We start from the raw sequence: 9,810 nt of genomic DNA, 5'->3' as shown, positions 1-9,810 counted from the left end.
CGCTGGGTCCACACCCCCGCCCTCGACGGCGCCCCCTACATGACCGAGCACGGACCCGACCTGACCGCCAGCACCRCCGGCACCCACGTCATCGAGCACGGCGGACGCCTGCTGGCCCTGTGCGAGGCCAACCTCCCCTTCGAGCTCACGCCGGACCTGGAGACCGTCGGCGCGTACGACTTCGCCGGCCGGCTCACCTCCGCGATGACCGCGCACCCCAAGCAGGACCCGGCCACCGGCGAGCTCCACTTCTTCTCCTCCTCGCCCTTCCCCCCGTACCTGATCCACCACGTGGCCTCGGCCGACGGGCAGGTCCTGGACAGCCAGGAGGTGCCGGGCGCCACCGCCGCCCTCAAACACGACTTCGCCCTCACCGAGCACCACGTGGTCTTCCTGGAGGGCTCCGTCACCTTCGACCCCTCCGAGCGTTCCGGCATCCCGTACGGCTGGAGCGACGCGCAGCCGTCGCGCATCGGCGTCCTGCCCCGGGGGGCGGGCGGCGCCCGGCGCGTCCGCTGGTTCGAGATCGGCCAGGGTTTCGCCATGCACCTCGCCAACGCCTACGAGGACGCCCGCGGGCGGATCGTCATCGAAGGCCCGTCCGTGGGCCGCGACGGCTGGCAGCGCTCCTGGAACTGGTGGGTCGGCGCCCCCGACCGCGGCGCCGAGCCCGCCTCCGGCTCCCGGAGCCGGCGCTGGACCGTGGACCCGGCGACCGGGCGGACCGCGGAGGAGGAGAGCGACGACCTCACGGTCGAGTTCCCGACGATCAACGACGCGTTCACCGGGCGCGAGCACCGCTACCAGTACGCGCTCGCCTTCCCCGACGACCGGGGCGTCGACCGGCACACCCTCGTGAAGTACGACCGCGCCACCGGCGCCCGCCTGTTGCGGCCGTTCGACGCCGGACAGCTCCCCAGCGAGGCCGTGTTCGTCCCGGCGGCCGGCGCCACCGAGGAGGACGCCGGTTACCTCCTGACGGTGGTCGGCGACCTGAACGCCGACGCCTCACGGCTGCTCGTCCTGGACGCCGGGGATCCGGCCCTGGCGACGGTGGCCACGGTCCACCTGCCGCGCCGGGTGCCCGCCATGATCCACGGCTCGTGGATCCCGGACGCCGCCCTGACCGGACCCGGCGGCGCCGCCCCCGGCCGGCGGTGACGAGGACCCCGACGGCCCGGCCGGCACCGCCTCCCCGGGAGTGCGGCGGCGGGCCCCTTCAGCGGGCGGGGCGCTGCGGGGCTTCCGCGGAGCGGACGGACGGCGGGGCGACGGCGTCGGGGAGGGCCTCGTCCACGTCGAGGCCCTCCAGCCCGGGGAACCGGTAGGGGTCGAGCGCCCATCGCGGCGTCCGCGACGACAGTGCGTACGTGGGCTGCGTGTCCATCGGACCTCCAATGTCATGACCGACCGTGAGGACTCATCACTTCTGTGCTCCCGGTTGCGCGCCGCGCTCCGCCCCACTCGAACGCACCCAACGGCATCTCGTCACACCATGACAAGACCCTCGTGCGGCGGGGGGCGGCCGGAGCGGACCGGGGTCGTGGCCCGCTACGTGGCGGTGGTTTCTCCGTCGCCGTCGCCGTCGCCGACGGGCGGCTCGGCCGCCGCGGGGTCCAGGATGCGTTCGAGGAAGTTCCTGGTCCGCTCGTGTTCCGGGCGCGTGATCACCTGCGCCGCCGGCCCCTGCTCGACGATCACTCCCCCGTCCATGAACACGACGCGGTCCGCGACCTCCCGGGCGAAGCTCATCTCGTGGGTGACGACCATCATGGTCATGCCCTCGCCGGCGAGCAGCCGCATCACCGAGAGGACCTCGCCGACGAGTTCGGGGTCGAGCGCCGAGGTCGGCTCGTCGAACAGCATCACCTCCGGCCCCATCGACAGGGCCCGGGCGATCGCCACGCGCTGCTGCTGTCCGCCGGACAGCTGGGCCGGGAAGGCGCCCGCCTTGTCCGCGAGACCGACCCGTTCCAGGTTCTCCCGGGCGACCTCGGCGGCCCGGGCCTTGTCCCGGCCCAGCACCCGCCGCTGCGGCAGCGTGAGGTTGCCGGTGACGTTCACGTGCGGGAAGAGGTTGAACTGCTGGAAGACCATCCCGATGCGGCGGCGGACGGCGTCGATGTCGACGTCGGGGTCGGTGAGTTCGGTACCGCCGACGTGGACGGTGCCCCGGCTCGGTTCCTCCAGCAGGTTCACGCAGCGCAGCAGCGTCGACTTGCCGGAGCCGGACGGGCCGATGACACAGACGACCTCGCCGGGGGCGACGTCCAGGTCGATGCCGCGCAGGACGTGGTTGTCGCCGAAGGACTTGTGCAGGTCACGGATCTCGATCTCCGGGCGGTCCGCCGGCGCCGTGTCCGCCGGTGGTGTCTGCTGTGGCATGTCTTCCTCACGTGGCCTTGTCGGCACGGGCTTCCAGGCGGCGCACCACGAAGCTCAGCGGCACGGTCACCAGGAGGTAGCACAGGCCCGCGACCAGGATCGGGGTGGAGTTGGCGGTCTCGCTGGCGAGGTCCCGGCCGAATTTCGTCAGTTCCCGCTGCTCCAGCGTCACTCCGAGGAAGAGCACCAGGGAGGAGTCCTTGAAGAGCAGGACCAGTTCGTTGGTGAGCGGCGGGATCACGATGCGGAAGGCCTGCGGGATGATCACCGAGGCCATGGCGCGGGCGTGCGAGAAGCCCAGCGAACGGGCCGCCTCCATCTGCCCTTTGGGCACGGCCTGGATGCCGGCCCGAATCGTTTCCGCCATGTAGGCGGCCGCCACCAGCCCGAGGCCGAGCGCGACCTTGCCGTAGATGCCGCCGGGGATCTCGGCGCCGGGGAAGGCCAGCGGCACCGCCACGCCCACGAAGATGAAGATGAGCAGTGCGGGCAGACCCCGGAACAGTTCGATGTAGACACCGGCGACCCACCGGTAGGGGGCCACCGAGGACAGCCTCATCATGGCCACGACCAGGCCGAGCACGAGGCCGAAGAGGAATCCGGAGAAGGTGTACACCACCGTGTTGCGCAGGGCGATGGTGATGATGTCCGGGAAGAGCCGGGCGGCCAGGCCGGGCTGCGCGAACTGGTTCGCCAGCCGGTCCCAGTCGGCGAGGACGACCACCAGGACCAGCACGGCCACGAAGACCGCGTACTGGATCCACTGCCAGACCCGGCGCCGCTGGCGCCGGGTCAGCCGAGAGGTCACGACGTGGCCTGGGGCAGGGGGCCGATCCACTGCTCGTAGAGCTTCTTGTAGGTGCCGTCGGCCTTGGCGGTGGTGATCGCCTTGTCGATCGCGGCGAGGAGGGCGGCGTTGCCCTTCTTCACCGAGAAGCCGTACTTCTCGCCGGTCTCGATGTTCTGGCCCAGGACGAACTCGGCGGCGTTCGCCTTGTCCTTGAGCCAGCCCTGGACGACCGGGTAGTCGATCACGACCGCGTCGACCTGGCCGGTGCGCAGTCCGTTCAGCACCGCGTCCGAGCTCTCGAAGGAGACCGGGTTGAACCCCTGCGCCTTGGCGTAGCTCTCCCCGGTGGTCTCCGCCTGCGCGCCCAGTTTCCCGCCCTTGGCCTTGAGCTCGGCGAGCGTGGTGACACCGCTCTTCTTGGTCGCGAGGAGGGCCTGGGTCGCGTCGAAGTAGGGGACGGAGAAGTCCACGTTCTTCTTGCGTTCGTCGGTGATCGTCATGCCGGCCGCGGCGAGGTCGCACTGGCCGGAGTTCAGGAAGGCCCCGGTCTTGAAGTTTTCGAACGGGGTGTCGAGGATCTTCTGTTCGACCTTCAGGTTCCGGGCGACGAGGTCGATCAGGGCCACGTCGAAGCCGACGACCTTGCCGTTCTGCTCGAACTGGAACGGCGGATAGGGCAGATGGGTGCAGGTGGTCAGTTTGCCCTTCTCCACGACCGGGACGCCTCCGGCCGCCTCTCCCGGGCCGCTGCCGCCGGAGGAGCAGCCCGCGGCGAGCAACACGCCCGCCGCGGCGGCGAGCCAGGCCGTGGCGCGGATACGGGGACTGCTGCGCCGACTGCGGTGTCCTGCGGCCGTCCGGAACACGGTTGACCTCCACGGATGCGGGGTGGGAGCGGTCACGGGAGGGACCGTCCGTCGAGATCGTAAGCCCGGGGTGGGGCGGGACGGCGGAGCCGGCGTGACGCGGCGCAGACGTGGCCGGACATCGCCCTCGCGCGGCCGGACAGTGCCTGTTGCGCCCCGCCACCMGATCGGCTGCGGCTCAGCGCTGCGGGCAGGTCTTCCAGGCGAAGTGGTACTTGGTGTTGATGCTGCCGTCGGTGGAGTCCATCGTCAGGAAGCTGGTGGTGTTGGCCGTGTCGGACGTGCCGGCCTGTGCGATCAGCTCGGTGTTGATGTTGAGGTTCCGCTTCGCCCCGCACGGGTGGTAGACGAGGGCCTCGATCGCGACCTGGTCGGTGGCCTGCCAGTTGTCCTGGTAGTGGCCGCGCAGGGTGTGGCTGCGGCGGGCGGTCTCGGACATGCCCTGGAAGTAGTAGCTGGCCCTCTGCTCGCCGCTCGCACCGGGCGCGAGGCTGGCGAAGCCCCGGTAGTCCGCCTGGGTGATGGCGAAGGTGTAGCCCTGGGGAACGTTCACGCTCAGGCCGAGCTGGCAGTTCTTGCGGAAGTCGGTCGCCTTGGTGTCCTTGCCGACCTGCGCCGTGTACTCGCTGTAGGCCACCGTGAAGGCGGTGTTGTCGGGGGAGACCGCGACGGTGGCGCTGCCGGGCCGGCAGCCGGAGCCGTTGACCTGGACCACGTCGATGGTGATCTTGTCGGGGGGTGCGGGGGCCGGGGCGGCGGTGGTGGCCCCGGCGGACGGCGTGAGGGCGGAGGCGGCGAGGGCCGCGGCCGCGCCGGCGATGAACACCGTTCTGAACATGGGAAGTCCTTCCGATCGCTGCTCTGCGTGACCGGCTCGAACCGTTCCACACCGCCCGCGACCGCCGTCGTAGGCGCGGCACGCGCCGCCTCCGGGGCAGCGGCGTGTCCCCCCGGACGGCCGAGTCGGCCGGGTCGCGGAGGGGCTGCGGACGGGGGCAGCGGAAGGGCCGCGCCGGGCGGCCCGTCCGGCCGCTACGGGACCAGGACCACCTTGCCGAGGTTGCGGCGCTGTTCGATGACGGCGTGGGCGCGGGCCGCCTCGGCGAGCGGGATCTCCTCGTGGACGGCGGGGCGCAGGGTGCCCGCCGCGTGCAGTTCCCAGAGTTCGCGCTGCCAGCGCTCGTACAGTTCGGGCTTGCCGAAGGCGATCGCCCGCATCTGGAAGCCGATCATCGAGGCGCCGCGGACGAGCAGCTCGTAGGCCTCGACCGTGCCGCCGCCCGAGCCGTACGCCACGATGCGGCCGCCGGTGGCGAGGGCGCGGACGGCGGGGCCGAGCAGGTCGCCGCCGACGCCGTCGAGGACCACGTCGTACGGGGCTCCCCAGTCGGCGTCCTCGTACAGGACGACCCGGTCCGCGCCCAGGCCGCGGACGAAATCGGCCTTGTCGGCGCTGCTGACGGCGGCGACGACGCGCCCGGCCCCGGCGGCCCTGGCGTACTGGACGGCGAGGCCGCCCACCGCACCGGCCGCGGCGGTGACGAGGACCGACTCGCCGGGCTCGACGCGGGCGGCCGCGTGGGCGCCGCGGGCCACGAGGCCGCTGCGCACCAGCGCGACGGCCTGCACCGCGCTCACGCCGTCGGGGACGCGGGAGGCCAGTGCGGCCCCGAGCACCGCGAACTCGGCGTAGGCGTCGGCGAAGCACAGTCCGGTGACGCGGTCCCCGACGGCGAAGCCGCTCACCCCCGGGCCGGTGGCGACGACCTCTCCGGCGATCTCGCCGCCGAAGGAAACGGGCCCGTCGCCGTCCCTGACCTTGCGCACGGTGGGCAGCGTCACGCCGACGGCTTCGGCCCGGACCAGCAGTTCACCGGGGCCCGCGACGGGCCGGTCGACGTGTTCGGCGAACAGTACCTCGGGTCCGCCGTTGACCTCGTGACGGATGCGCAGCACAGGACCTCCCCGATCCGGATTCATTGGATGTCCCAACGATAAGCGGGAAATCGTGGGGATGTCCAACGACTTTCGTTAGGCTGGCCCCATGACGTCCCCCCTCGCACACATCCGGTCCCTGCCGACCTGGCTCGTCGGCCGCGTCGCGACACGCGGCCGCGGGCTGGTCGCCGACGCGCTCTCCGCCGAGGGGCTGGGCCTCATGCACCACGCGGTCCTGGCCGCGACCGCCGAGTACGGACCCGTCGCCCAGGCCGACCTGTGCCGCCTCCTGGCGGTCGACCCGAAGGACATGGTGGGCCTCCTCAACCACCTCCAGCAGGGCGGACTCGTCCTGCGCGCCCCCGACCCGGCCGACCGCCGCAAGAACGCCGTCACGCTCACCCCGGAGGGCGGGGCGACCCTCGCCCGCTGCGCGCGGCTCGCCGGGACGGCCAACGCGGCGCTGCTGGCTCCCCTGGACCCCCACGAACAGCGGCAGCTGATCGCCCTGCTGACGCGGCTCCACGAAGCGCCGTAGCCGGGCGTGCGGTGAGGTGGTGTGAGGTGAGGTGAAGCGTGTGAGGTGACGCCCTCAACACCCCGGCGTGCCCGGCCCGTTGCGCTGTAGGCTCGCCGCATGATCGAAATTCGTCGCGCGGGCCCGGCCGACGGGGCCGTGCTCGGTGAGATCCACGCCGCGGCCTGGGAGGCCGCCTACGCGCCCTTCTTCGCCCCCGATTTCGCCGCACGGGCGGTGGAGGACCGGCGACACCGGTGGCACGCGCGGGTCGGCGGGGGTTCCGAGACGGTCCTGCTCGCCGCGGTCGACGGCCGCCCGCTGGCCCTGAGCTTCTTCGCCGCCTCCCCCGACCGGCCCGGCCTCGCCGAGATCTTCTCCGTCTACGGCCACCCCGACGGCTGGGGCAGCGGGATCGCCGCCGCCCTGATGGACGCGACCCTGAGCCGGCTGCGCGAGGACGGATTCGCCCGGGTGCACCTGTGGACGCTGCGCGGGACACCGCAGTCGCGCCGCTTCTACGCCAAGTGCGGCTTCACCGAGACCGGCGCCTCGCGCCCTCACGACTTCGGCGACGGCAACCCCCTCGACCAGGTCGAGTACGAACGGGCCTGCTGACGCCCGCACACCCCTGACGCCCCCCGTGCCCGCACCTCCCGAGCCCTGTGAAAGAGTGCCGGAAGAGACGAACCCCCAGGTCAGGAAGGCACCACCCGATGAGCACAGCCGAGCAGCCCGATCACGCGGCGGCCGTCGCCGCGCAGACCGCACGGTTCGTGGACCTGGTCCGCGGCGCCGACCTGACGGCCCCCGTACCCACCTGTCCGGGCTGGACCCTCGCCGATCTGGTCCGGCACTGCGGGGGCGTGCACCGCTGGTTCTCCGCGCTGCTGCTCCAGAAGGTGCAGGAACGCCCGACGAGCCGTGACGTGGACCTGCGCCTTCCCGAGCGCGAGGAGGACTACGCCGACTGGCTGGCCGCCGGCGCCGCCGCGGCGGCCGAGGTGTTCGCCGCGACCGACCGCGACGCACCCATGTGGGTCTGGGGAGCCGACGGCCACGCCCGGTTCTGGATCCGCCGGATGCTGTTCGAGACCCTGGTCCACCGCGTCGACGCGGAGCGCGCCCTGGGGCTCGCGTCCTCCATCGACGCCCCGCTCGCGCGGGACGGCGTGGACGAGTTCCTCGTCAACCTGCCCTACGCCACCCCGTTCGCGCCCGGGGTGGCCCAGCTGCGGGGAACGGGCCGGACGATCCGCTTCCGGTGCACCGACACGGACGGCTCGTGGCTGGTCCGCCTGCGCCCCGACGGATTCGGCCTCGTCGCCGACGGGGCGGGGGACGGTGCCGAGGGCGAAGCCGCCGACGCGACCGTCAGCGCGCCGGCCGCCGATCTGCTGCTCGTCCTCTACGGCCGCACCGCGCGCACGGCGCCGGGTGTGGAGAGCACCGGGGACGCCGCCCTGCTCGACCTCTGGTTCACCCACTCGGCGTTCTGACCGCGCCCGGCGCGCCGGCCGGTCCGGTCGGCGCGCCGCCATCAGGGCCCCGGTCCCGACCGTGACCCGCGGCGCCGAGGTCACGTACGCGTCGCCGGTCTCCGGCGCGTAGGTGACCCGGTACGGCTCGGGCTCCGGCTCCACGGCCCGCCCCCGTGCGGTGAGGGAGCGGTCCGTGAGGCCGGCCCAAGCCGTCGAGCATCCCCTGCCGGGGAGGATTTCCCCGGTGCGCGTGAGGTCGTTCCCGTTCACGGGATCGAGCCCAGGCGGCGCCGGGTTCCCGCCCCGCGGCGGGACTCAGAAGTTGATCATGTGGCCGGCCAGTCCGTGGACGGCCTCCTTGACGGCCTCGCCGAGGGTCGGGTGCGCGTGGACGTTGCGCGCGACCTCGTGCACCGTCAGGTCCCACTGCTGCGCCAGCGTCAGCTCCGGCAGGAGCTCGGTGACGTCGGGGCCGATCAGGTGGGCACCGATGATCTCGCCGTGCGTGGCGTCGCTGATCAGCTTCACGAAGCCGGCCGTGTCACCGAGGCCGTGCGCCTTGCCGTTGGCGGTGAAGGGGAACTTGGCGACGCGGACGTCGAAGCCCTTCTCCTTCGCCTGCGCCTCGGTCCAGCCGAAGCTCGCGATCTGCGGCTGGCAGTAGGTCGCCCGCGGGATCATCGGGTAGTCCAGCTCCATCGTCTCCGCGTCCGCGATGGTCTCGGCTGCGACGACGCCCATGGCCTCGGCCGTGTGCGCGAGCATCAGCTTGGCGGTGACGTCGCCGATGGCGTAGATGTGCGGCACCGAGGTGCGGCAGCGGCCGTCGACGTCGATGGCGCCGCGCTCGGTTACCCGTACGCCGGTGGCCTCCAGCCCGTAGCCGGAAACGTTCGGCGCGAAGCCGATGGCCTGGAGCACCTTGTCGGCCTCCAGCACCTTCGTCGCGCCGTCGGCGCCGGTGACGGTGACCCGGACCTGCGGGCCCGACTCGTCGATCGACTCGACGCGGGTCGAGGTCAGGACGTCGATCCCCAGCTTGCGGTACTGCTTGGCCAGTTCGGCGGAGACGTCCGCGTCCTCCAGCGGGGCGATCCGGTCCAGGAACTCGACGATGGTGACCTTCACGCCGTAGTTGTGCAGGACGTACGCGAACTCGATGCCGATGGCCCCGGCGCCCGCGATCACGATGGACCCGGGCACGTCCTCGGCGAGGATCTGCTCCTCGTACGAGACCACGCGGTCGCTGCGCCGCGTGCCGGGCAGCAGCTTCGGGGTGGCGCCGGTGGCGATGATGCAGTCGTCGAAGGAGATCTCCCGGGTGGTGCCGCCCGCCTCGGCGACCCGCAGGGTCCGGTCGTCGAGGAAAGTGCCCCGGCCGTCGAACTCGGTGATCCCGTTCTTCTTCATCAGGTAGTGGACGCCCTTGACCCGGCCGTCCGCGACCCGGCGGCTGCGCCGGAACGCCTCGCCGTAGTCGAAGGACACCTCGCCGTCCACCTTGATGCCGAAGGTCTTGGCCTCGTGGGTGAACAGGTGTGCCAGCTCGGCGTTGCGCAGGAGCGCCTTGGTGGGGATGCAGCCGACGTTCAGACAGACGCCGCCCCAGTACTTCTCCTCGACGACCGCGACGCTGCGGCCCAGCTGGGCGGCACGGATGGCGGCAACGTATCCGCCGGGGCCGGCCCCGAGGACGACGACGTCGAAATGCTCCTGCATGGATGGATTCCTTCCCATAACAAGTCGTGCGCAAGTGAGTTCACGCCCACGTTACGCCGGGTTCCGGGAGCGGGTGTTCGAAGATCACCTCAAGGCCCGCAACCTTTTGCTCCG

The 9,810-nt window shown here is 72.2% G+C and carries 11 protein-coding genes; 4 read left to right on the top strand and 7 right to left on the bottom strand.

The genetic code is table 11. The annotated features are described in order from the left end of the window. Positions 1-1,161, top strand: a 1,161-nt coding sequence (locus tag AB4039_RS20035; protein WP_442271388.1) for a carotenoid oxygenase family protein, incomplete at its 5' end; no start/stop codon positions are given. Between the two features lie 58 nt (positions 1,162-1,219). Here AB4039_RS20035 and AB4039_RS20030 read toward each other — a convergent pair. The 6 genes from AB4039_RS20030 to AB4039_RS20005 all read right to left on the bottom strand — a co-directional run bounded on the left by AB4039_RS20030 (position 1,220) and on the right by AB4039_RS20005 (position 5,997). Then, positions 1,220-1,387: a hypothetical protein gene (locus AB4039_RS20030; protein WP_266844884.1), complete on the bottom strand. Its 168-nt coding sequence runs from the start codon at positions 1,385-1,387 to the stop codon at positions 1,220-1,222. 164 nt (positions 1,388-1,551) lie between these two features. After that, entirely contained in the window at positions 1,552-2,385 is an 834-nt protein-coding gene (locus AB4039_RS20025; RefSeq protein WP_266844885.1) for an amino acid ABC transporter ATP-binding protein, read from the bottom strand. A 7-nt stretch (positions 2,386-2,392) separates the two neighbouring features. Further along, on the bottom strand, positions 2,393-3,193 hold the full coding sequence (locus AB4039_RS20020; RefSeq protein ID WP_266844886.1) for an amino acid ABC transporter permease: 801 nt from the start codon (positions 3,191-3,193) through the stop codon (positions 2,393-2,395). Then, positions 3,190-3,993 carry an ABC transporter substrate-binding protein gene (locus AB4039_RS20015; protein WP_266844931.1) on the bottom strand — a complete coding sequence of 268 codons (804 nt, stop codon included), beginning with the start codon at positions 3,991-3,993 and terminating at the stop codon, positions 3,190-3,192. Before AB4039_RS20015 ends, AB4039_RS20020 begins: the two co-directional genes overlap by 4 nt. Positions 3,994-4,219: 226 nt before the next feature. Further along, the gene (locus AB4039_RS20010; protein WP_266844888.1) at positions 4,220-4,879 is read right to left on the bottom strand and encodes a DUF4360 domain-containing protein; all 660 of its coding nucleotides are present in this window, start codon (positions 4,877-4,879) and stop codon (positions 4,220-4,222) included. Between the two features lie 194 nt (positions 4,880-5,073). Next, positions 5,074-5,997 carry a quinone oxidoreductase family protein gene (locus AB4039_RS20005; protein ID WP_442271387.1) on the bottom strand — a complete coding sequence of 308 codons (924 nt, stop codon included), beginning with the start codon at positions 5,995-5,997 and terminating at the stop codon, positions 5,074-5,076. A gap of 88 nt (positions 5,998-6,085) precedes the next feature. On the opposite strand from AB4039_RS20005, the gene AB4039_RS20000 reads away from it, so the two are divergent. The 3 genes from AB4039_RS20000 to AB4039_RS19990 all read left to right on the top strand — a co-directional run bounded on the left by AB4039_RS20000 (position 6,086) and on the right by AB4039_RS19990 (position 7,995). Further along, positions 6,086-6,517, top strand: coding sequence for a MarR family transcriptional regulator (locus AB4039_RS20000; RefSeq protein ID WP_266844891.1), 432 nt, complete (start codon positions 6,086-6,088; stop codon positions 6,515-6,517). Positions 6,518-6,616: 99 nt separating this feature from the next. Continuing rightward, on the top strand, positions 6,617-7,114 hold the full coding sequence (locus AB4039_RS19995) for a GNAT family N-acetyltransferase (protein WP_266844893.1): 498 nt from the start codon (positions 6,617-6,619) through the stop codon (positions 7,112-7,114). A 98-nt stretch (positions 7,115-7,212) separates the two neighbouring features. Further along, positions 7,213-7,995 carry a maleylpyruvate isomerase family mycothiol-dependent enzyme gene (locus AB4039_RS19990; protein ID WP_266844895.1) on the top strand — a complete coding sequence of 261 codons (783 nt, stop codon included), beginning with the start codon at positions 7,213-7,215 and terminating at the stop codon, positions 7,993-7,995. Between the two features lie 297 nt (positions 7,996-8,292). Here the strand turns inward: AB4039_RS19990 and lpdA are convergent, their stop codons facing one another. Then, the gene (gene lpdA / locus AB4039_RS19985) at positions 8,293-9,696 is read right to left on the bottom strand and encodes a dihydrolipoyl dehydrogenase (RefSeq protein WP_442271386.1); all 1,404 of its coding nucleotides are present in this window, start codon (positions 9,694-9,696) and stop codon (positions 8,293-8,295) included. Between the last annotated feature and the right edge of the window lie 114 nt (positions 9,697-9,810).

The organism is Streptomyces sp. M-16 (assembly GCF_052114405.1).
GTDB lineage: Bacteria > Actinomycetota > Actinomycetes > Streptomycetales > Streptomycetaceae > Streptomyces.
This window is presented reverse-complemented; position numbering and strand designations above follow the sequence as displayed.

What these genes read in the sequence shown, in the direction of transcription:
- lpdA (WP_442271386.1), bottom strand. Translation starts at nt 9,696, where the DNA reads ATGCAGGAGCATTTCGACGTCGTCGTCCTCGGGGCCGGCCCCGGCGGA.
- AB4039_RS20010 (WP_266844888.1), bottom strand. Translation starts at nt 4,879, where the DNA reads ATGTTCAGAACGGTGTTCATCGCCGGCGCGGCCGCGGCCCTCGCCGCC.
- AB4039_RS19990 (WP_266844895.1), top strand. Translation starts at nt 7,213, where the DNA reads ATGAGCACAGCCGAGCAGCCCGATCACGCGGCGGCCGTCGCCGCGCAG.
- AB4039_RS20025 (WP_266844885.1), bottom strand. Translation starts at nt 2,385, where the DNA reads ATGCCACAGCAGACACCACCGGCGGACACGGCGCCGGCGGACCGCCCG.
- AB4039_RS19995 (WP_266844893.1), top strand. Translation starts at nt 6,617, where the DNA reads ATGATCGAAATTCGTCGCGCGGGCCCGGCCGACGGGGCCGTGCTCGGT.
- AB4039_RS20000 (WP_266844891.1), top strand. Translation starts at nt 6,086, where the DNA reads ATGACGTCCCCCCTCGCACACATCCGGTCCCTGCCGACCTGGCTCGTC.
- AB4039_RS20030 (WP_266844884.1), bottom strand. Translation starts at nt 1,387, where the DNA reads ATGGACACGCAGCCCACGTACGCACTGTCGTCGCGGACGCCGCGATGG.